Source organism: Bacillus sp. ATD (assembly GCF_050585765.1).
In the GTDB taxonomy this organism is placed as follows: domain Bacteria; phylum Bacillota; class Bacilli; order Bacillales; family Bacillaceae; genus Bacillus; species Bacillus stercoris.
Window position 1 is genome coordinate 117,817 of record NZ_JBOBQH010000006.1, and the last position, 23,022, is coordinate 140,838.

A 23,022-nucleotide genomic window follows, 5' to 3' on the forward strand; every position below is an offset into this window, starting at 1 on the left:
GGAGGGCAGTCTTTCTTCATCTATTTTACATTGTTATTAGAGATAGCATCATAAAAGTAAACTGGCATGTTTCCTGTTTATTTTAGTTCTCCGATATCTCTTAAATACTGTTCACGCTCTTTTTTATCGGGGTAAGCGGTTTTGATATATTCTTCTTTTTCTTTCTTGGTGTATTCGCTCCAATCTGTAAAACGATTACCTACATCCTCAGGGTAACTCATTCCGTCCACTTTATTGGAATCATAAATTAAATCTGCTGAGAAGTAAAACTTATCTGGATTGTCATTTATATATCCATTTACTATTATTCTTCCCATTGGGTTTATTTCAATTTTATCCTCGAAAGTAATTGTTTTAATAAAATTGTGTATATCTTCTTTTTTAAGATGTTCTTTAATTTGTGGTTTCATCTTTTCTGCATATTCTTCTGCTTTTTCTTTATCGCTTTTTTCATCTTTTTTCACTGCCTGTTTACCTCCAGTCTCTTCTGTTGTCTGATCTGATATATTCATTTTTTTTACTATCCCATAAGAAATACCCAATACAATAACCAATACGATAGAACTTATTATAAGTATTTTTTTTACAAACGACATGGTATTTCATCCTTTTTTAATTTATTATACAATATATACAAGTTTTTGGAGAGTGAAGAAATGTCTAGAAAAAAGAATTCACTTACAGACGAAGATTATAATAAAGCATCAAGTGCTGCATATAATCTTAGAAACTATCATATTGGTACTAATATTGAGATAAGTAATGGACAAAAGTTATATGTAGTTGATTATAAAAAAACGAAAAAAGGGCTTGATGCCCTTACTTTAGTATCCGAAAAAGAATACAAAATTTCCAATCATGGAAAAAACAAAGAAAAAATCCAAAACGCCATCATCGCATACCGCGGATCAGAACCCATCAGCCCCGGCCAATTCCAAGATACAATAAAACAATATCGTGATGAACGGGAACAGCTTATTAAAGAAGTAGAGAAAAAAGGAATCAACATTCCTGAAGATGAAGATGGTTCCTTTTATGACTCAGCAAAAGGGCTTCGTGAATATTCAAATGAGATTTTGCAGGATTGGCTGCACATGGACACTAGTTATTTGGTGGGCAAAAAACCATTTGATGACGGGACAGAGAACCAAGCCATTCAGGCGGATCAATATGCAAAAAAAATACATAAAGACTTTAAAAATGCTGACATTCAAGTCACCGGTCACTCATTAGGCGGTTCTAATGCAAGCTATGCAGTCGTGATGAATGACTTTATCAAACGCGGCGTTACTTTCGAGAACCCAAACATATATGAAAACCTGCCTGAGGATGTCAAAGCCCGGGCGTTAAAAGGAGATTTCCGCAGCCGCTTAACAGAATATATTAATTTAAATGATGGTTTATCATTGCTGAATCGGGATGCCGCTGAAGTGGGTCAAGTGAAAGTAATGTATGACGAGGCTTTGCCGAATGGTGTACAAAATAATGGTCTCCCTAATGAAGTGAAAATGCTTGGGCTTGCTCTTAAACATTACGGCAATCAATCTCTTGATGTCACATTATTTGTTGAAGCATTAATGGGGAGTCACGGTCTGGACCGCTATAACTTCAATTCAGACGGCTCTGTCCAAACTGTAGATGATGTGTTAAAAAACAATCCAGAGTTTGCGGTAGCGATGCTTAAGCAAATGAAATCAACGAATTTAAAAGGCAATACAGGTGTTTCAATTCTCATTAAGTCACATGTATTGATGAATACAAGCACACAGTTAAAACATATCGCTGAATCAGAATGGACTAAGATTATACGCCAAATTGAAAGAATTGATGACATCGTAAAGGATTCTATTGAGGATGTCAGGAACATGCATACACGATTGGTTGGTTTTGGCACATATGATGAATTATCAATTTCTGATGTCGATGATTTGATCAATAAGCTTAAAATGAACAAACCGCATCACCTTTTTTACTCAAAAGAAAAGTATGATCAGGCTGTAGATGCAGCACTTCATTTACAGCACTTGCTTCATATGGTGTCAGATGACCTTGGCCATATGGGACACGCTTACCATGATGCGGATCTGGCAGCGGCCAGCCGGATGGGGATTTCGTAAGGAGAGAAAGAGACATGAATTTTATGAATAAAAAACCAACAGATGCAGACCGTTTTATGCAAAGAGTGACGAGCCAGCATTCAAGCACCTCGCTTTTTTCAAATGCCCATCTAGATACATCTGAAATGACACCGGAACAATTGGCGGTGTACAAAGAGAAGAAAAGACAAGAACAAAAGTTGGCGCTGATGAATTCAATCAAGAAACAACTAAGCTATGCTCTTCAGGAAGACCGCAAACACTTGTCTTCAATCCTTGATAGCATCACAGATGCCGAGCAGGCTGTTAAGACAAAGCGGGAAATGCTCGACCATCATATGTCAGGAAAAGCGGTTGACAGTGTCACTGATAAAATGAAGGATCATTTATCATTTGATAAAGTTCGTTCTCATGTATCGAGTGCAGTAAATTCCATTGGCTTATAGAATAAAGAAACCAAAAGCCGGCAAATTGCCTGCTTTTTTGCTTTCTCCAGACTGACATAGAGCTGTCTTACATAAGATATGTTTATCATTCACAAAATGAGGGTAATTCTTTCGTTGCACGATTAACATAAAGGAGGTTCAAATGGACCACTTAGACTTGCATCATATTTTCGAACTGGGTTTTTTGCTGGTTATGATCGCGGCCGGAATCACTGCGATTGCCAAGAAGTGCAGGCAGCCTTATCCCATCGCACTGGTGATTGTCGGAACGATCATTGGACTTGTACATATTCCGCTCTTAGAACCGCTTAAAGATTTTATTACTGAAGGAGAAGTCTTTAACTTTGTCATCATAACACTATTCTTGCCGGCTTTATTAGGAGAAGCGGCGCTGAAACTTCCTTTTTCCCATTTGAGAGAAAACAAACGGCCCGTTCTGGCACTGGCTTTCGGCGGTACACTCATCTCGTTTCTGATCGTCGGCTTTTCTTCCATGTGGCTTATGCATCTGGCCATTCCTGCGGCGTTTGTATTTGCGGCGCTGATGAGCGCGACTGACCCCGTGAGTGTGCTGTCCATATTCAAAAGTGTCGGCGCGCCGAAAAAGCTTTCGATCGTCGTTGAAGGAGAAAGCCTGTTCAATGACGGGCTGGCGGTTGTGCTGTTCAACATTTCCGCTTTTTACTTGATGACTTATCTGGATCTCGGCATCCAAGGCGCCGGTTTAGGCCTGTGGGAGTTTGTCAAAGTGATTTCTCTCGGCCTGATCATCGGAGGCATACTTGGATATGTCTTCTCCCAGCTCACCAAGTACTTTGATGATTACCCTTTAGAAATTATTTTCAGTATCATTCTGTTTTACAGCTCATTTCTATTAGCGGAAATGGCAGGTGCCTCAGGGGTAATTGCCGTTGTTGTCGCCGCTCTTATTTTCGGTAATTATGGCGCCAACATCGGCATGAGCCCGACGACAAAGCTGAATATCAATAACTTTTGGGACGTCGCCGCCTTGCTTGCGAACTCCCTTGTCTTTCTAATGGTCGGACTTGAGATTACGAGAATTGACCTCACAGATAAATGGGGTTTGGCCGTTACGGCGATTGTGATTGTGCTTATCGCCCGAAGTGCCGCCGTCTATATCAGTCTGGCCTTTATCAAAAACTTTCCGGCTTCATGGCAGCATACGATTAATTGGGGCGGGCTGAAGGGTTCTCTATCCATCGCACTGGTGCTGAGCCTGCCGAGAGACTTTCCGGGGCGTGAAGACATTCTTGTGTTCGCCTTCAGTGTTGTTTTATTCTCCCTCGTTGTCCAGGGCCTCAGCATCAAACCGCTTCTTGAACGGTTAGGTGTGAATCAAAAAGATGAAGGCAATCAGGAATATGAGGAACTGCTAGCAAAAGGACATCGCTTAGAAACCGCCATCAAAGAAGTCCAGCAATCCAAACATCATTTGCTTATACACGAAGCTGTCTCCAGCGAACTGACAGACCAATACAAAGAAGAGGTCAGCCAGCTGCATCAACAAACAAATCAATTATTCGAAACGTACCCAGAACTCAAAAACAAACAACAAACCATTTTGAAGAAACATTCGTTATACGCTCAATACCAAGCGATTGAAAACCTATCAAAAGAAGATATCATCTCAAACGAAGTGGCTGAGCAAGAGCAAGCCCGGATCATTGATGAAATCGTTCGTTTGGAAGACGATCATTAATACACAAAAAAGCAGACTGTCAGCAGTCTGCTTTTTCCTTTATGATCTAAAAAAATCAATCAGCGGCTGAAAATCCTTAGACAAATCAACGTCATTCGGCTCTGCTTGAAGCAGGCGGTCAATCATGCGCTCCAGCTCCTCAACATCATTCTGATCCGTATACTCAATGAAGTTTAAGCCTTCAAGCCAATCTCGGTATGAATGTTTGGCTTTGCCATAGCTGTTCCCGAAGACAAGGCAAGGTGTTTTCGTGATAATCGAGAAAATCATCGCGTGAAGGCGGTCGGTAATCACCAATTTACTGGAGCCGATGCGGTCCAGCATCTCCATAAAATGCTTTTCACGATCGGCGTAATCGATGGTGTCGACCGTATCCAGCACCGTATCGGTACGCTCCGTGTAAGTTGTTTTTTCTGCCCATTTCTTCATCTGTGAAATAAAATCTTCGTCAGTCACTTTCTCCTTATCCGCTCTTAAAATAAAGAGAACACCGTCCCGCTCGAGCTCTCGCGGCACAATATCCAAGGATAACACCATGTCCGGTGTAAAGATCACATTGGAGTTGAAGGTCTCTTTCACCACATCGAGTGTTTGCGTCTCGCGCGCAGCAATCGTTAAGTTTGTATTTTGATGGTACGCATCCTGTGTTTTTTTCTTTTCCTTCTGCCCTTCCTCTGTATCCTCAAAATAAACGGATTGTGGCAAAGAAATCGATTTGTAGTCTTTAAACGCCGAGAAGACCTTTCTTCTGTCTTCCTCAATATCGAGATAAAGGTTTCCTAAGTTTCCTCCGCCTGTAAAGCAGACAATATCGTCTTCACGAATGATCTCCTTCACCAGTTCAATGCCCTCATCCGTCGCATAATCCATAATCTCAATGTATTCATAATACGGAAAGTGATTTTTGATAAATTTCTCTTCCGCATACGCAATCGCTTGGTCGCCAATGTTTGTGTAACTAGGGGAACCAAACAAAAATACTTTTCGTTTATCATTTAAAAGAGCTTCTGGCTCCACATTTGGCGCAATGCCTTTAACTAGTTTTTTGCCTTTGATTTCTTGTACAGTCATATCTGCGTCCTCCTTCTGGGATGAATTCCTCATTATGTGTTAACTGTCTCTACCCCAAAAGAAGGATGGCTATGCATTGGCATGTGCACCGGCTATATCAAAAACATCATTTTCGCCAATTTGATAGACGCCGCGATATCCCGCGCCGTTCTTTCCATATATTCCGCGGCATGTTCAAACGCGTCTTCTAGTGGCACGGCTCCGGGAACGATGCTGAAAAGCGCATCGATGCCGTGCTGGTAGACGGCATCACTATCCGATGATATTGATCCCGCAATGCCGATGACGGGCACATCGTATGATTTAGCCGCCTTGGCCACCCCGATCGGCGTTTTTCCGTGAACCGTTTGGCTGTCAATCCGGCCCTCCCCGGTAATTACAAGATCTGCATCTTGAACGATATTTTCAAAATCAACCGCTTCAAGAACAATATCAATGCCTCTTTTCAAGTCAGCCTGAAGAAAAGTCAGCAGGCTCCACCCAAGACCGCCCGCTGCACCGGCGCCCTCTGTATCTCGGAAGGTTGCTCCGAGCGCTTTTTCTGCGATATCAGCGAAATGGCTTACGTTCTGGTCTAGTACATCCACCATGTCGGACGTCGCGCCTTTTTGCGGCCCGAAAACAGCCGTAGCTCCTTTTGGCCCTGTCAACGGATTATCCACGTCACACGCGACTTCCAGTTTGACATTCTGCAACCTGGAATCAAGCCCGCTAATATCTATTGATGCAAGCTGTGATAGCGCGCCGCCCCCTGGGCCGATCTCGCGTCCTGAGTCATCAAGAAGCCTTCCGCCCAATGCCTGGATCATTCCGGCTCCTCCATCGTTCGTGGCGCTCCCCCCGATTCCGATGATCAAACGCTCCGCTCCCGCATCAAGAGCCGCTCCGATTAATTCTCCCGTTCCTTTTGTTGTGGTGACGAGCGGATTTCGTTTATCAACGGGCACCAGATGCAGCCCTGAAGCAGCAGCCATTTCAATCACAGCTGTTCTCCCATCACCCATCATGCCAAAAAACGCTTTTACCGGTTTCTCCAGCGGTCCTGTCACAACCTGCTCTATGACCCTTCCATTTGTGGCATCAACGAGCGACTGAACTGTTCCCTCGCCGCCGTCCGCCATCGGCACTTTTCTGTAATCAGCACCCGGGAAGACCGATTTGAAACCTCTTTCTATCGCGTCGGCGGCCTCCAAAGCTGATAAACTTTCCTTAAAAGAATCAGGTGCAATGATGATTTTCATCCAAATCGCCTCTTTCAAAACATGATTCATTAACCTATTGATCTCCAATGTACCATACTGCCGCTGGAAATAAATACTATATAATATGGTAAAAATTTAATTAAAAATTAGAAATGAAAGTGTTTGCATAAAAGAAACATTCACGTTATCATACTTGTATACAAGTATACTCCTTGAGTGAGGAAGGTGAGTGTATGCTAGACTCCAAAGACCTGTTGTATCCCGCAAAGTGGCTCTCAAAAGCGTCAACCGGGGTTCGTGTCGCTTACGAGCTGAGAATGCGGATCGTTTCAGGCCTGATTGAAAGCGGTACCATTTTATCAGAAAATACGATAGCCGCCGAGTTTTCAGTAAGCCGTTCGCCGGTTCGTGAAGCACTAAAAATACTCGCATCCGAAAAAATCATCCGCTTAGAACGAATGGGAGCGGTCGTAATTGGTTTAACTGAGAAGGAAATCGCGGAAATTTATGATGTGCGTTTACTATTAGAAACATTTGTCTTTGAACGGCTCGTCAAAATAGACATTGAGCCTTTAGTTAAGGATCTCAGCAAAATTCTTGAAATGATGAAAGTTTCAATCAAATATGAAGACGCTGACGAATTTTCATTTCAAGATGTGCTGTTCCATGAAACGATAATCAGAGCCATCGATCATTCATACATTCAAATGATCTGGAACAATCTAAAACCTGTCATGGAAAGCTTTATTCTTTTATCCATGCGGGTACGGTTAAAGGAAAAATATGATGACTTCACAAGGATTTTAGATAACCATGAGCTTTATATTCAAGCCATCAAAACAAAGGATAGGGCGCTGATGATTCAGTCGCTTCACCAAAACTTTGATGATGTGCAAGAAAAGGTAGAAGACCTGTGGCTCTCACAACAAATGCTGGCAAAAGGAGCTGAATGCAACAATGACTAGTTATATGTTAGGAATCGATATCGGCACAACAAGCACAAAAGCTGTGCTGTTCAGTGAAAACGGAGATGTGGTACAGAAAGAAAGCATCGGCTACCCGCTCTATACACCGGACATCTCAACAGCTGAACAAAATCCGGAAGAGATTTTTCAGGCCGTCATTCAAACAACAGCGAGAATTACAAAACAGCATCCCGAAAAACAGATCTCTTTCATTTCATTCAGCAGCGCCATGCACAGCGTCATTGCAATCGACGAAAATGACAAGCCGCTGACGCCATGCATCACATGGGCCGACAACCGAAGCGAAAGCTGGGCGCATAAGATCAAGGATGAATTGAACGGACATGAGGTGTACAAACGGACGGGAACACCGATTCATCCGATGTCACCGTTAAGTAAAATTGCCTGGATCACGAATGAACGGAAAGAAATCGCTTCCAAGGCAAAAAAATATATCGGCATCAAAGAGTACATGTTTAAACAGCTGTTCAATGAGTATGTCATCGATTACTCCTTGGCATCAGCGACAGGCATGATGAACCTGAAAAGCTTGGATTGGGACGAAGAGGCACTGCGCATCGCAGGCATTACGCCGGATCACTTATCCAAACTCGTACCGACAACCGAGATCTTTCAGCACTGCAGCCCGGAAATAGCGATTCAGATGGGAATCGATCCGGAAACGCCTTTTGTCATCGGGGCCAGCGACGGCGTGCTCTCCAACCTCGGCGTCAACGCCATTAAAAAAGGCGAAATCGCCGTCACCATTGGAACAAGCGGCGCCATCCGGACAATTATTGACAAGCCGCAAACCGATGAAAAAGGGAGAATTTTCTGCTACGCCTTGACGGACAAGCATTGGGTGATCGGGGGACCTGTGAACAATGGGGGCATCGTCCTTCGCTGGATCAGAGACGAGTTTGCCTCTTCCGAAATCGAAACAGCGACACGGCTGGGCATTGATCCATATGACGTGCTGACGAAAATTGCCCAACGCGTCAGACCCGGTTCTGACGGTCTGCTGTTCCACCCATATCTCGCCGGAGAACGTGCTCCGTTGTGGAATCCAGATGTACGCGGCTCCTTTTTCGGCCTGACCATGTCACATAAGAAAGAGCATATGATACGCGCGGCATTAGAAGGCGTCATTTACAACCTGTACACGGTGTTCCTGGCGTTAACAGAATGCATGGATGGCCCGGTAACCCGCATCCAAGCGACAGGGGGATTTGCAAGGTCGGAGGTTTGGCGCCAAATGATGTCGGATATCTTCGAATCAGAGGTTGTCGTTCCGGAAAGCTACGAAAGCTCATGTCTCGGCGCCTGCATTTTAGGCCTGTATGCGACAGGAAAAATCGATTCTTTTGACGCCGTGTCCGACATGATCGGCAGCACATACAGACATACGCCGATCGAAGACTCAGCCAAAGAGTACAGAACATTAATGCCGATTTTCATCAATCTATCAAGATCCTTAGAAAATCAATATACGCAAATTGCAAATTATCAGAGGGGCTTAATCACACACAAATAGTACATGACATGAAGGGGAGGGCATTACCATGCCGTTAATCATCGTTGCACTTGGGATCTTAGCATTACTATTTTTGATTATGGGCTTAAAACTAAACACATTTATTTCCCTGCTGGTCGTATCGTTCGGCGTGGCACTGGCACTCGGGATGCCGTTCGATAAAGTTGTCAGCTCCATCGAACAAGGAATAGGGGGGACTCTTGGCCACATCGCGCTCATCTTCGGACTCGGTGCGATGCTGGGCAAGCTGATCGCGGATTCAGGAGGCGCACAGCGCATTGCGATGACGCTCGTTAACAAATTCGGTGAGAAAAATATTCAATGGGCTGTTGTCATTGCCTCATTCATTATTGGGATTGCGTTATTTTTTGAAGTAGGACTCGTTCTATTAATTCCCATTGTCTTTGCGATTTCAAGAGAATTGAAGATTTCTATTTTATTTCTCGGAATCCCGATGGTCGCAGCACTATCCGTCACGCACGGTTTTCTGCCGCCGCACCCGGGACCAACGGCGATCGCTGGTGAGTATGGCGCAAACATTGGAGAAGTGCTGCTGTACGGCTTTATCGTTGCTGTTCCGACAGTGCTCATCGCAGGACCGTTATTTACAAAGTTCGCGAAAAAAATCGTTCCTGCATCATTTGAGAAAAACGGCAATATTGCATCACTCGGCACACAAAAAACGTTTAACCTTGAAGAAACACCCGGCTTTGGAATCAGTGTCTTTACTGCAATGCTCCCGATTATCATCATGTCGGTCGCGACCATTATCGACCTGCTTCAAGAAACAATCGGGTTTGCAGATAATGGCGTTTTAGCTTTTATCAGATTGATTGGAAACGCGTCGACTGCTATGATTATTTCGTTATTGGTTGCAGTCTATACAATGGGGATCAAACGCAACATTCCAGTCAAAACTGTGATGGACTCTTGTTCAACTGCCATTTCACAAATCGGCATGATGCTTTTAATCATCGGAGGCGGCGGCGCCTTCAAACAAGTGCTGATCAACGGCGGTGTTGGCGATTACGTAGCAGACTTATTCAAAGGAACGGCATTATCGCCAATCATTCTGGCATGGCTTATCGCAGCGATCCTGCGCATTTCTCTAGGTTCAGCCACTGTTGCCGCGCTAAGCACAACGGGTTTGGTCATACCGTTATTGGGGCATTCTGATGTTAACCTGGCGTTAGTCGTGCTTGCAACAGGCGCCGGAAGTGTCATCGCTTCACACGTCAATGACGCCGGCTTCTGGATGTTCAAGGAATACTTCGGATTAAGCATGAAAGAAACATTTGCCACATGGACATTGCTGGAAACCATTATTTCCGTTGCTGGACTGGGATTCATTTTATTGTTAAGTTTAGTTGTATGAAATTAAGAAGGAGCTGTAACACATGTTGAATACGATTGGTGTCATAGGCTTAGGCGTAATGGGAAGCAACATCGCCTTAAACATGGCAAATAAAGGTGAAAACGTCGCTGTCTATAATTACACCAGAGATCTAACGGACCAGCTTGTTCAAAAGCTGGATGGACAATCTCTCAGCCCGTATTACGAGTTAGAGGACTTTGTTCAATCGTTAGAGAAACCAAGAAAAATCTTTTTGATGGTCACAGCGGGTAAACCCGTAGATTCCGTCATCCAATCATTAATGCCTTTGCTTGAAGAAGGCGACGTCATCATGGATGGAGGAAACTCCCACTATGAAGACACAGAAAGAAGATATGACGAGCTGAAGGAAAAAGGGATCGGCTACCTGGGAGTCGGCATTTCCGGCGGTGAAGTCGGCGCATTAACAGGGCCTTCCATCATGCCGGGCGGAGATCGCGATGTCTATGAGAAAGCCGCTCCTATCCTGACAAAAATCGCAGCTCAAGTCGGAAACGACCCTTGCTGTGTCTATATCGGACCAAAAGGAGCAGGGCACTTTACAAAAATGGTGCACAACGGCATTGAGTATGCCGACATGCAGCTGATTGCAGAAGCGTATACGTTTCTGAGAGAAACGCTGCGTCTGCCGCTTGATGAAATTGCATCTATTTTTGAAACATGGAATCAAGGTGAGCTGAAAAGCTATTTAATAGAGATTACAGCTGAGATTTTACGCAAAAAAGACGAAAAAACAGGGCAGCCTCTGATCGATGTCATTCTTGATAAAACCGGCCAAAAAGGAACCGGAAAATGGACGAGCATGCAGGCAATTGATAACGGCATCCCCTCCACGATCATCACAGAGTCCTTGTTCGCCCGCTACTTGTCATCCTTAAAAGAAGAACGGATGGCAGCTCAAGACGTATTAGCAGGCCCGGAATCCGAAGAAAAACACTTGGATAAAGACACCTGGATTGAATACGTCAGACAGGCTCTTTACATGGGGAAAGTATGCGCCTATGCACAAGGCTTTGCCCAATATAAGATGTCATCTGAGCTTTACGGCTGGAATCTGCCGCTCAAAGACATCGCCTTGATTTTCCGAGGCGGCTGCATCATCCGCGCTGATTTCCTAAACGTGATCAGCGAAGCATTCAGTGAGCAGCCAAATCTGGCTAACCTGCTGATCGCGCCTTATTTCACAGATAAGCTCCATGCCTATCAAACAGGCCTGCGAAAAGTCGTTTGCGAGGGTATCAGCACCGGAATCTCTTTCCCATGCTTAACTACCGCGCTCTCTTATTACGACGGCTACCGCACAGGGCGTTCCAATGCGAACCTCTTGCAGGCACAGCGCGATTACTTTGGCGCTCACACGTACGAACGGACTGATATGGACGGCGTTTTCCATACGAATTGGTCTGAATAACCTGTCATCAAAAACACGGTCAGTTTCAACTGAACCGTGTTTTTTTCATCTATGATTTCTTCTCAAACAACAGAAGACATAAGTTATGTTTTAAATATCATAAACAGTGATACAATAATAGCTAGAAACAATCCCCAAGACCATCATGTGACAGCGGCTTGCTGTTTTGTTCTATTCTGCTTTTGGTCATTGTCCTTTGCTCCTTGCCTATGGTGTCATAAAATGTTCAAATGCTCAAAACGTTCTGGCATTCTCATTTACAAAAGTCCCTGAAAACCTTGTCTAATTGAGAATCAGCCTCTCATCTGTTATAAAAGAAATGCCTAAATCCTACCTATCACACCTTTAACAAGATGAAAAAAAGTAGGTTATGGCTTGACAAAAAATATATATTAATTAATAATTCATATATAATTAGAATTATTATTGAAAGCGAATATGCTTTCTAATACATTTTTAGGAGGAATATACATTATGTCTTTAATCGGTAAAGAAGTACTTCCATTCGAAGCAAAAGCATTCAAAAACGGTGAATTCATCGATGTAACAAACGAATCTTTGAAAGGCCAATGGAGCGTGTTCTGCTTCTACCCAGCAGATTTCTCTTTCGTATGCCCAACTGAGCTTGAAGATCTTCAAAACCAATACGCTGCACTTCAAGAATTAGGTGTTGAAGTATACTCTATCTCTACAGATACTCACTTCGTACACAAAGGCTGGCATGACAGCTCTGAAAAAATCGGCAAAATCACTTACGCAATGATCGGTGACCCATCTCAAACGATCTCTCGCAACTTCGATGTTCTTGACGAAGAATCTGGTCTTGCTGACCGCGGAACATTCATCATCGATCCAGATGGCGTTATCCAAACTGTAGAAATCAATGCGGGCGGTATCGGCCGTGACGCAAGCAACCTGATCAGCAAAGTAAAAGCAGCTCAATACGTTCGTCAAAACCCAGGCGAAGTTTGCCCGGCTAAATGGGAAGAAGGCGGCGAAACTCTTACACCTAGCCTTGATCTAGTAGGTAAAATCTAAGGAGTGCATTCAATTGGTACTTGATGCAAATATCAAAGCACAATTAAATCAATATATGCAGCTAATTGAGAATGACATTGTTCTCAAAGTTAGCGCAGGCGAAGATGACACTTCTAAGGACATGCTGGCTCTCGTTGATGAGCTGGCTTCCATGTCATCTAAAATTTCAGTTGAAAAAGCTGAATTAAACAGAACGCCAAGCTTCAGTGTCAATCGTGTCGGAGAAGACACTGGCGTGACTTTCGCCGGTATCCCTCTGGGCCACGAATTTACATCATTAGTATTGGCATTGCTCCAAGTGAGCGGCAGACCGCCTAAGGTAGACCAAAAAGTCATTGATCAGGTGAAGAAGATCAGCGGTGAATACCACTTTGAATCTTATATCAGCCTGACATGCCATAACTGTCCTGATGTTGTACAAGCTTTAAACATGATGAGCGTGCTGAACCCGAACATTACGCACACGATGATTGACGGTGCAGCATACAAAGCAGAAGTTGAAAGCAAAAACATTATGGCAGTGCCGACCGTTTACCTGAATGGCGAATCGTTCGGAAGCGGCCGTATGACGCTTGAAGAGATTCTTGCGAAAATGGGCAGCGGCGCAGATGCATCTGAGTTTGCTGACAAAGAGCCGTTTGACGTTCTTGTTGTCGGAGGCGGACCTGCTGGTGCAAGTGCAGCGATCTACACTGCACGTAAAGGCATCCGCACTGGTGTTGTCGCTGAGCGCTTCGGCGGACAGGTTCTCGACACCATGAGCATCGAAAACTTCATCAGCGTCAAAGCGACGGAAGGACCGAAGCTGGCGGCAAGTCTTGAAGAGCATGTGAAGGAATATGATATTGATGTCATGAACCTTCAGCGTGCGAAACGCCTTGAGAAGAAAGATCTGTTCGAGCTTGAACTCGAAAACGGCGCTGTCCTGAAAAGTAAAACAGTGATCCTTTCAACAGGTGCACGCTGGCGCAATGTCAACGTACCTGGTGAACAAGAGTTCAAAAACAAAGGTGTCGCATACTGCCCGCACTGTGATGGGCCATTGTTTGAAGGCAAGGACGTTGCGGTGATCGGCGGCGGAAACTCTGGAATCGAAGCAGCGATTGACCTTGCAGGTATTGTCAATCACGTTACCGTGCTAGAATTCGCGCCAGAACTGAAAGCAGACGAAGTCCTGCAAAAACGTCTCTACAGCCTGCCAAACGTCACTGTCGTAAAAAATGCACAAACAAAAGAAATCACAGGCGATCAAAGCGTTAACGGCATCACATACACAGACCGCGAAACAGGGGAAGAAAAACACGTTGAACTCCAAGGTGTATTCGTCCAAATCGGTCTCGTGCCAAACACAGAATGGTTAGAAGGAACGGTTGAACGCAACCGCATCGGCGAAATCATTGTCGACAAACACGGCGCAACAAGCGTACCTGGCTTATTTGCTGCCGGCGACTGCACAGACAGTGCGTACAATCAGATTATTATTTCTATGGGTTCAGGTGCAACTGCCGCTCTCGGCGCGTTTGATTACCTAATCCGTAACTAATATAAGAAATCCGCTATATTGCCAGATTGGCAGGATAGCGGATTTTTCTTTTTCTACAGAAAAAACCCGAACCAGGCACTACGGTAAATTCGGGCCAGCTTCTTATAGTTCCTCGCCGTTCGTTTGAATGACGTTTTTGTACCACTCAAAGGAATCTTTCTTATACCGCTTCATGGATCCGTTTCCTTCATTGTCACGATCAACATAGATCATGCCGTAGCGTTTTTTCATTTCGCCAGTTGTGAAGGAGACAATATCAATAATGCCCCGCGGCGTGTTGCCGATTAAATCCACACCATCGTACGTGACCACTTTTTCCAGTGCTTCAATATGTGATCTCTAATATTGAATTCGTTCCTGATCATGGATCTTGCCGTCCTCCTCCAGCGTATCCACCGCGCCAAAGCCGTTTTCAGCAATGAATAACGGAATTTGGTATCGGTCATAAAAACGATTTAACGTATATCTCAGCCCGGTTGGATCAATCGCCCATCCCCAGTCACTCGATGTGATGTACGGATTTTCGACCCATTCAGCAAGCCGCCGTTGACAATATCGCCCGTATTATCATTTTTCACATCGTTTTCAGCTCAGAGGAAGCGACATCTTCGTCAGAAAGCACAAACGAAAAGGCTACCTCAGCCTCCTGTCCAACCAGGGATTTAAAAAAGACCTCGAGGATTTCAACGTCACCTCAAAAGTCATCGAAATGGATGTGAGAAAGCCAACACCGGAAGCGGCGGAAAACCTGAACATCGGAATGGACGAGGACATCTACTATGTCAAAAGGGTCCGCTACATCAACGGCCAGACCCTTTGCTACGAAGAGTCTTACTACAACAAATCGATCGTGACGTATTTAAACAACGAAATCGTCTCCCACTCCATCTTCCATTACATCCGGGAAGGACTGGGGTTGAAGATTGGTTTTTCTGATTTGTTTCTGCACGTGGACCAGCTTAATGAGGAGGAAGCGGAATATTTGGGGTTAGAGGCTGGACTGCCGAAGCTGTATATAGAAAGTATTTTTCACCTGACAAATGGGCAGCCGTTTGATTACTCGAAGATTTCGTATAATTATAAGCAGTCGCAGTTTGTGGTGCAGGCTAATAGTTTTTTGCTGTAAAGCCAATTATTGAAAAGACCAAGAAAATTCATTCTCGGTCTTTTCTGTGTAAATTCGTTCTTTTTTACGAGTGAAAGCCTTGGTGTTTATTTATGTTCTAGTACAACTTGTACATCATCCGTTTTCATTTCATCAAAATAACTTGTAAACTCAGAAACACCTGAATAAGAAATACAAAGGTATTCTTTCGCACGAGTCATACCAATGTACATCAAAGACACGTCCCTTTCCTTATCTTTTTCAAGCTCAAACGGCATTAGATCCGCTTTCACTAAAAAAACAGCCTGAAAATCAAGTCCTTTACTGCTATCAATCGTGCAGATTTTGACTGTGTCTTCTTCTGGATTGAAATTACGCTTAGTGACCTCGTTTTCCGCAATCCAGTTATATGGAATTCCTTCTGCCTGAAGTGCTCTTTGTATCGCTTGAACAACGTTGCATGTTTTCGTCCTCTTTACTCGATAAAGAATTGCAATTTCTGAATAAGGAACTCTTTTTTCTACACGGAGGTCTACTATTTGTTTAGCAATCACCCTCATTTCTTCCCCAATCGTATCAAACTTTAATATGGCAGGCTCCGGTCCCTTACGTTTTGTACTTTTAGGAGAGATAATCTCCACACCTTCTGTCTGTCCCTGTTTAACTTTGTTTTTTAAGGCTGAATGCTTCTCATAGAAATTCCAAGCAAACGAAACAATTTGAGATGTATTTCGATAATTGATATTTAATATTTTGGATCTTCCTCTGAAATCCAGTCCTGTATCTTTTACATAGCTCCTCTTACTGCCATAAATAGATTGTGCTCTATCTTCTACCAAAAGTAATGATTTCGTTTCAGGATTCAAACATAAGCTAGCCAAATGAAGCCAATTCCCTTCAAAGTCTTGGCCCTCATCGATTAAAATGGCATCGTACTTTGGAGAGATTGCCTTGCCGTTTTCTAGTTGTTCAATGTATTGATCTATCTTATACGGATTTGTTTTAAGTTCTTTCTTGAGCCATTGATGAAAATTAAAAATCTGCACATTCTTAGGAACTTGGGGTTCCTCATATTTTCCTTCTTCGATATATATAGGGTCAATTAAGTTCTCTAAATCAGCATACTTAGACCGAACCATTTGAGTTATATTTTGCGCCAAAGAAATGTTGAAACAGAGAATTAATATCTTCCAACCTGGGTGATTCTTTGCTAGCATTTTTGCACGGCTGGCCAAAATTAAAGTTTTGCCACTGCCAGCCACACCACGAATTAACCGGTGCTTATCACCAATTTGCTTAGCCATATTTTCTTGATGCAGATCCATTGTTTTTATATCACGTAGTGATAAGAGGAGCTGATCGCGATACGGAACAGGTTCTTTAAACTCTGCCCCAAGACGAACTTCAGGGAACAGATAGTAACGAATGGTGTTTATATCTTCATATGTAAGGGGATCTTTCAGTTGGAATGGAACATGAAACATTTGAAGCAATTTTTCTATTAACACTTCTTCAGAAAACTGGTCGCTGTCGGGATCTATTTGATCACGAGCTAAAATAAATTCTGGATCAATCACTTCATACACTTGTTTTTCAAGTAGTTGAACTTCATCTAACCTCGTAAACACTACACCATAGCCATATGGAAATTTCAGTTTAAACTGATATTTACCCTCCATATATATTAAATTTTTATCTTTTTTTAGTACATCTGTTATTTTAAATGCATACTCTCTAGCTTGTTTTAATGGACTCTTTACACTATGCAGATCGCCAGACGAATTCCGAATGGTCCAGTCATCTTTAGTGAAATGATAAAACGTATTTTTCGTGTAATCCTTGACTTCAAGCACTAGCAATCCTAAGTCAGGCCCAATGATAACAAAATCAGGACGTACACCTTTAATTTCAGGTTCATAGTAAACAATATAATCATCTGGTAGATGCTCCTTTAGTGTACGAAACAATAACCTCTCTCCCGCTGTGGCCGTGCTTCGAATTGATTCAGGTACCGTTATGGCCATTTTTACCGACTCCTTTATCTGAAATATCATATATTTAAATTATCGGAAACTCTCAAGTAAAATAAAGGAAATTGTGCTAAAAATAAAACATCCTTATTATGAAGGATGCTTTCAGTTATATATCAATTTGTGCCGGCTCTCTGGAAATAAATGATTCAATATTTTCAATACGATAAGCTGTATAAGGATGAGTCGAAGCTAATAAAGCTAAAAATCCTTTTCTCGACTCAATATTTTCACGCTCTAAGTCATAAAAAAATGAAAGAAGTTCCTGGCCATAACCTGCTTTAGCTGCAACTTCATCAGCTCTATACTCAAAATCCCTGCTGCCAAAGTTAACAAAATAAAAACCAATACGAAAATATTGCACTTGAGCCAAATTAACCATTTTAAAGAATAACTTAAATAGTCCTGTTGTAACCGTAGCATTTGAACCGCCTAAAAAACCTTCAAAGAATGCGAAAATAAGAGAAAGAAAAAATCCAATAATATACATGGGTAACAATGCCGCAGTTAAAGCAGCAAAGCCTGCGTTAAATAAAGTAAAGTGAAGAGTATCTTTATTAGCTAAATGACCATATTCGTGCGCTACAACTGCTTTCAACTGTCCCTCAGTTAAGTGATTCATCGCAGCGCTCGTAATTCCTATTGTTTTAAATCCTAATGCAACAGCATTGATATCAGCATGGTTTATAACGAAAACATCCGCTTTTTTTAAGGTTGGATACTGTCTTTGAACATTACGATAAACTTCATCATTGATGTTTGAAAGATACTGCTTTTCATACAGGGTTGCCGGACGTCTTAAGCCCATTCTAATTCTGTTTTTCCAATCTCCAAAAAAACCGTAATTTAAAATAAAGAAAACCCCATAAACTAATAAAATAAAGCAAGTCGCTTGAAAAGTTTTCACAGGAAAAACAGTTTTAAATAGAAAGATAGAAATAAAAACAGTCAGACATGACCAACCAATGTACGTGTAGTTAAATTTACATTTTCTAACTTCCAAGCTAATCACCTTCTTTAATAAATGATGACACTCTATATTATCGGCATTTAGGATAAAATTGTAAAGAGGGCACATTTTATACAATCATTAAAGCCGCTCTGGCTTTATAACATGGTTCTTATAATACTCTTTTCCTCTTCAGTTTAAGAATCCCTAGCAACTTCTGAATGTATAGAGCTGAATCCTCTAGACATCTGTGCTACCTAAAAAAGGTGCAAGAGAGTATCTCTCTTGCACCTAATATAGAATACGTCATTTACTTATAATAATTATAATTATTAAATGTTGCGATCATATCTTCTTGTGTTCCTTTGTTTCCGCGGTTCGTATTAAAGTATAACGTGCCATCATCAAAATCAACAGATTCTATTTCAAAAAGTGTATAGGCACCGCTGGTAATCCGGAAAGATAAGTTGTTACGGGTGAACAATTCTTTCGAAAAGTCAGCTGTTTGAGTTGCTTTTTGTTCTTTAATCAAACTATTTATATCCAAAGGATACGTTAATATAATGCTAACATTAGAGGCATTTCCATTTGCATCTGGTTTTGAAAGCGGCACATATAAGGTTCCTTGATAGAAGGAAATCCCTTGCTGGATGTATTTAGAAACATCTTCTATCTTATTATTTACTATAGCTTTCGTATAATTGAGTTTAAAAGTAGCCTCATAGTCAAATCGTCCAGTTTTATCATTAAATGTACCAACGAAAAACCTTTTTCCTGATCTAACGATAAATTTATCTGTTCCGACAGAATATGTAATGCCACTTACAGATAAATTAGAACCCTTATAATTCAAAACATAAGTTTTGGCAACTTTGTATGTTTTCTTTGTTGTATCTACACTCAGTTTTATTATTTTATTGACATATTTAGTTCCATCTGACATTGGAGCAACATAAACGCTTATGTTTTTATCACCTGCAGATGCTTTTACAGCTAAATCATTAGCGTGACCTAAATCATAACTAGTACTATTTGTGTCTGAATTTTTAAGTAGTGTAACAGTTCTATTACTCGATGTACTGCTCATTTTAATAGAGAATAATTGAGTTTTTTGAGTTGCGCTGTTCAGTTTTGCTGCATAAATAGCATTATTGTTGCGATCCACACACATTCCCTGCATCGCAGTAAAATACCCTGATTTTGATAAAGGTGTATAAGTTGTATACGTGTTAAAGTAACCGGATTGAGCGTATACAGTTGTGGCAGCTAAACTGCTTATAGCTAAGACAACCGCCGTTATTAAGACTTTTGGTTTTCTAAACATCCATGCTATCCTCCTATATTTTATTTCCAAATTATATATTGAAGCGATTTTATCGTCAATGCATTACCCATTTATGTAAATTCGATTTCTTACCTTATATACTAAGAAATTGTTTGTTTAACCATTAAATATTGAAAACAAAAAGACCTACCAACGTCTGAAGACTTTTGGAGGATTCAATGTAATGAAATTCAGTAATTTTTATATATAAGGATTTAACAGGAAAAATATCTCTGTTAGTATGGCAACCAAAGGAGAAGGATAATGAAGCTAACCACAGTAAAATTGGCGGCCTTGGTATTCCTAGTAGGTGCCTTATCCCTCCCGGTTTTACCCATTGCAGCGGATGCTACAGAATCCCAAGCTACATACATAGTTGAAAACCTCAACGATAGTGAGCTGAAGATGACGTTCGATCATGCAGATGTTCAGCTTGCTGATGGAAATGCAATATTAAAAGATCATGTAACAGGCGAAGAACAAGTTCTCCCTAAAAGCTCAACTGACAAAAATGGTGATCCTGTTACACTTCAATACGAAAAAATTGATCATGGCGTTTTGATCAAAGTTGTAAACCAAGACTCTAGACAAACTAGCCGTACAATCAGCACTCAATCCGTTGGAAAATGTATTCTAGGTACTGGCGGCGGTGCGATAACAGGTGGAGGTACACTAGGTCTTGCAGGAGCTGCCGTAGGAACAGTCACAATCCCCGGTATTGGAACTGTAGGGGCTGGCGCTGTTGGTGCGATTACCGGCGCTGTTGGCGGTGCGATGACAGGGGCTGCTGCATCTTGCTTCTAATATAGAACTCTTCTTTCATTAACTATGGAAGGTGGTCGACATGTACAAAATCATCATTCCTGCAATACTAGCCATCTTTGCGCTCTGGATACTCTTACAGATTTCCCTGGAGATGAGCATCGTTAAGAATCCAATGAACTACTTTATCGTATTCATTATCTTTTTCCTCTTTATCAAGATGTTGAAAGAAAAACAATAATAGTTTGCTTTGAACAGGAAACCAGATTTGACATCTGGTTTTTTTGTGTTTCACTTTATCCACTCGTTTCAATTGTCTCTAAAAGCAGTTATGCGGTACTATCATATAAAGGTCCAATGAAGAAAAACAATGTCATACTTTTAAATTCACCTTATCATGCACATGATCATATATAGGGGTTTATTCTAAAAAGGGGATGGACGATTTTGGAAAGCAAGTATCTAGATCTACTCGCGCAAAAATACGATTGTGAAGAAAAAGTGGTAACAGAAATCATTAATTTGAAAGCGATATTGAACCTGCCAAAAGGCACTGAGCATTTTGTCAGTGATTTGCACGGGGAATATCAGGCATTCCAGCACGTGCTGCGCAATGGTTCAGGACGAGTCAAAGAGAAGATACGCGACATCTTCAGCGGTGTCATTTACGATAGAGAAATCGATGAATTAGCGGCATTGGTCTATTATCCGGAAGACAAATTGAAGTTAATCAAACATGACTTTGATGCGAAACCGGCATTAAACGAGTGGTATAAAGAAACGATTAATCGAATGATTAAGCTCGTTTCATATTGCTCCTCCAAGTATACCCGCTCCAAATTGCGCAAAGCACTGCCTGCCCAATTTGCTTATATTACGGAGGAACTGCTATACAAAACAGAACAAGCTGGCAACAAGGAGCAATATTACTCCGAAATCATTGAGCAGATCATTGAGCTTGGCCAAGCCGATAAGCTGATCACCGGCCTTGCTTACAGCGTTCAGCGGCTGGTGGTCGACCATCTGCATGTTGTCGGCGATATTTACGACCGCGGACCGCAGCCGGATAGAATTATGGAAGAACTGATTAACTATCATTCTGTCGATATTCAATGGGGAAATCACGATGTCCTTTGGATTGGCGCCTACTCCGGTTCCAAAGTGTGCCTGGCCAATATTATCCGCATCTGTGCCCGCTACGACAACCTGGATATTATTGAAGATGTGTACGGCATTAACCTGAGACCGCTGCTGAACCTGGCCGAAAAATATTATGACGATAATCCAGCGTTCCGTCCAAAAGCAGACGACAACAGGCCAGAGGATGAGATTAAGCAAATCACCAAAATCCATCAAGCGATTGCGATGATCCAATTCAAGCTTGAGAGCCCGATTATCAAGAGACGGCCGAACTTTAATATGGAAGAGCGGCTGTTATTAGAGAAAATAGATTACGACAAAAACGAAATCACGCTAAACGGAAAAACATATCAACTGGAAAACACCTGCTTTGCGACGATTAATCCGGAGCAGCCTGACCAGCTATTAGAAGAAGAAGCAGAAGTCATAGACAAGCTGCTATTCTCTGTCCAGCATTCCGAAAAGCTGGGCCGCCATATGAATTTTATGATGAAAAAAGGCAGCCTTTATTTAAAATATAACGGCAACCTGTTGATTCACGGCTGTATTCCTGTCGATGAAAACGGCAATATGGAAACGATGATGATTGAGGATAAACCGTATGCGGGCCGTGAGCTGCTCGATGTATTTGAACGATTCTTACGGGAAGCGTTTGCCCACCCGGAAGAAACCGATGACCTGGCGACTGATATGGCCTGGTATTTATGGACAGGCGAGTATTCCTCCCTCTTCGGAAAACGCGCCATGACGACATTTGAGCGCTATTTCATTAAAGAAAAGGAAACACATAAAGAAAAGAAAAACCCGTATTATTATTTACGAGAAGACGAGGCAACCTGCCGAAACATCCTGGCAGAATTCGGCCTCAATCCAGATCATGGCCATATCATCAACGGCCATACACCCGTAAAAGAAATCGAAGGAGAAGACCCAATCAAAGCAAACGGAAAAATGATCGTCATCGACGGCGGCTTCTCCAAAGCCTACCAATCCACAACAGGCATCGCCGGCTACACGCTGCTATACAACTCCTACGGCATGCAGCTCGTCGCCCATAAACACTTCAACTCCAAGGCAGAAGTCCTAAGCACCGGAACCGACGTCTTAACGGTGAAACGATTAGTGGACAAAGAGCTTGAGCGGAAGAAAGTGAAGGAAACGAATGTGGGTGAGGAATTGCTGCAGGAAGTTGCGATTTTGGAGAGTTTGCGGGAGTATCGGTATATGAAGTGAGGGGTGTGGGGTTCAGGGATTATATTCTTTGGGCCCATTTTTACAATCGACTATAAATCA

18 protein-coding genes and 2 pseudogenes are annotated in these 23,022 nt (G+C 42.3%); 13 read left to right on the forward strand and 7 right to left on the reverse strand.

What is annotated here, in order from left to right:
- Positions 1-77: 77 nt before the first annotated feature.
- On the reverse strand, positions 78-596 hold the full coding sequence (locus ACQXR1_RS14915) for a DUF1433 domain-containing protein (RefSeq protein ID WP_148343389.1): 519 nt from the start codon (positions 594-596) through the stop codon (positions 78-80).
- Positions 597-656: 60 nt separating this feature from the next.
- Between ACQXR1_RS14915 and ACQXR1_RS14920 the strand changes: the two genes are divergently transcribed.
- From ACQXR1_RS14920 to ACQXR1_RS14930, 3 genes are all read left to right on the forward strand, one after another.
- Entirely contained in the window at positions 657-2,117 is a 1,461-nt protein-coding gene (locus tag ACQXR1_RS14920; RefSeq protein WP_430772415.1) for a lipase, read from the forward strand.
- 14 nt (positions 2,118-2,131) lie between these two features.
- Positions 2,132-2,542, forward strand: coding sequence for a hypothetical protein (locus tag ACQXR1_RS14925; protein WP_326246114.1), 411 nt, complete (start codon positions 2,132-2,134; stop codon positions 2,540-2,542).
- Between the two features lie 142 nt (positions 2,543-2,684).
- On the forward strand, positions 2,685-4,262 hold the full coding sequence (locus tag ACQXR1_RS14930) for a Na+/H+ antiporter (protein ID WP_279473467.1): 1,578 nt from the start codon (positions 2,685-2,687) through the stop codon (positions 4,260-4,262).
- Between the two features lie 39 nt (positions 4,263-4,301).
- On the opposite strand, the gene ACQXR1_RS14935 is transcribed toward ACQXR1_RS14930, so the two are convergent.
- Together ACQXR1_RS14935 and ACQXR1_RS14940 are read right to left on the reverse strand one after the other, a co-directional pair.
- Positions 4,302-5,333, reverse strand: coding sequence for a polysaccharide pyruvyl transferase family protein (locus ACQXR1_RS14935; RefSeq protein ID WP_279473466.1), 1,032 nt, complete (start codon positions 5,331-5,333; stop codon positions 4,302-4,304).
- Between the two features lie 92 nt (positions 5,334-5,425).
- The gene (locus ACQXR1_RS14940; RefSeq protein ID WP_430772447.1) at positions 5,426-6,574 is read right to left on the reverse strand and encodes a glycerate kinase; all 1,149 of its coding nucleotides are present in this window, start codon (positions 6,572-6,574) and stop codon (positions 5,426-5,428) included.
- Between the two features lie 194 nt (positions 6,575-6,768).
- Between ACQXR1_RS14940 and gntR the strand changes: the two genes are divergently transcribed.
- The 6 genes from gntR (at position 6,769) to ahpF (ending at position 14,419) form a co-directional block, all read left to right on the forward strand.
- On the forward strand, positions 6,769-7,500 hold the full coding sequence (gene gntR / locus ACQXR1_RS14945; RefSeq protein WP_069838328.1) for a gluconate operon transcriptional repressor GntR: 732 nt from the start codon (positions 6,769-6,771) through the stop codon (positions 7,498-7,500).
- Positions 7,493-9,034, forward strand: coding sequence for a gluconokinase (gene gntK, locus ACQXR1_RS14950; protein WP_306289288.1), 1,542 nt, complete (start codon positions 7,493-7,495; stop codon positions 9,032-9,034). Before gntR ends, gntK begins: the two co-directional genes overlap by 8 nt.
- Before the next feature lie 28 nt (positions 9,035-9,062).
- Complete coding sequence (gntP, locus tag ACQXR1_RS14955; RefSeq protein ID WP_014666059.1) at positions 9,063-10,409, forward strand: gluconate permease GntP; 1,347 nt, start codon at positions 9,063-9,065, stop codon at positions 10,407-10,409.
- A gap of 22 nt (positions 10,410-10,431) precedes the next feature.
- Positions 10,432-11,838 (forward strand): decarboxylating NADP(+)-dependent phosphogluconate dehydrogenase, encoded by a 1,407-nt coding sequence (gene gnd, locus ACQXR1_RS14960; protein WP_418656742.1) that lies wholly within the window; start codon positions 10,432-10,434, stop codon positions 11,836-11,838.
- A 474-nt stretch (positions 11,839-12,312) separates the two neighbouring features.
- Positions 12,313-12,876, forward strand: coding sequence for an alkyl hydroperoxide reductase subunit C (gene ahpC / locus ACQXR1_RS14965; RefSeq protein WP_014666061.1), 564 nt, complete (start codon positions 12,313-12,315; stop codon positions 12,874-12,876).
- 13 nt (positions 12,877-12,889) lie between these two features.
- The gene (gene ahpF, locus ACQXR1_RS14970) at positions 12,890-14,419 is read left to right on the forward strand and encodes an alkyl hydroperoxide reductase subunit F (RefSeq protein WP_014666062.1); all 1,530 of its coding nucleotides are present in this window, start codon (positions 12,890-12,892) and stop codon (positions 14,417-14,419) included.
- A gap of 102 nt (positions 14,420-14,521) precedes the next feature.
- Here ahpF and bglA read toward each other — a convergent pair.
- A pseudogene (gene bglA / locus ACQXR1_RS14975) lies at positions 14,522-15,006 on the reverse strand (6-phospho-beta-glucosidase BglA); the annotation flags it as partial.
- Here bglA and ACQXR1_RS14980 point away from each other — a divergent pair.
- A pseudogene (locus ACQXR1_RS14980) lies at positions 15,003-15,545 on the forward strand (GntR family transcriptional regulator); the annotation flags it as partial. The pseudogenes bglA and ACQXR1_RS14980 sit on opposite strands and share 4 nt — an antisense overlap.
- Before the next feature lie 86 nt (positions 15,546-15,631).
- Here ACQXR1_RS14980 and ACQXR1_RS14985 read toward each other — a convergent pair.
- The 3 genes from ACQXR1_RS14985 to ACQXR1_RS14995 all read right to left on the reverse strand — a co-directional run bounded on the left by ACQXR1_RS14985 (position 15,632) and on the right by ACQXR1_RS14995 (position 19,827).
- On the reverse strand, positions 15,632-17,548 hold the full coding sequence (locus ACQXR1_RS14985; RefSeq protein WP_430772416.1) for a 3'-5' exonuclease: 1,917 nt from the start codon (positions 17,546-17,548) through the stop codon (positions 15,632-15,634).
- A gap of 115 nt (positions 17,549-17,663) precedes the next feature.
- Complete coding sequence (locus ACQXR1_RS14990; protein WP_251233182.1) at positions 17,664-18,557, reverse strand: M48 family metalloprotease; 894 nt, start codon at positions 18,555-18,557, stop codon at positions 17,664-17,666.
- Positions 18,558-18,813: 256 nt separating this feature from the next.
- Entirely contained in the window at positions 18,814-19,827 is a 1,014-nt protein-coding gene (locus ACQXR1_RS14995; protein ID WP_430772417.1) for a hypothetical protein, read from the reverse strand.
- A 264-nt stretch (positions 19,828-20,091) separates the two neighbouring features.
- Here ACQXR1_RS14995 and ACQXR1_RS15000 point away from each other — a divergent pair, with 264 nt between their 5' ends.
- From ACQXR1_RS15000 to fbp, 3 genes are all read left to right on the forward strand, one after another.
- Positions 20,092-20,631 carry a Pathogenicity island protein gene (locus ACQXR1_RS15000; protein ID WP_430772418.1) on the forward strand — a complete coding sequence of 180 codons (540 nt, stop codon included), beginning with the start codon at positions 20,092-20,094 and terminating at the stop codon, positions 20,629-20,631.
- 40 nt (positions 20,632-20,671) lie between these two features.
- The gene (locus ACQXR1_RS15005) at positions 20,672-20,830 is read left to right on the forward strand and encodes a hypothetical protein (protein WP_282373863.1); all 159 of its coding nucleotides are present in this window, start codon (positions 20,672-20,674) and stop codon (positions 20,828-20,830) included.
- 206 nt (positions 20,831-21,036) lie between these two features.
- Entirely contained in the window at positions 21,037-22,962 is a 1,926-nt protein-coding gene (gene fbp, locus ACQXR1_RS15010) for a fructose-1,6-bisphosphatase (protein WP_430772419.1), read from the forward strand.
- Positions 22,963-23,022: the final 60 nt, after the last annotated feature.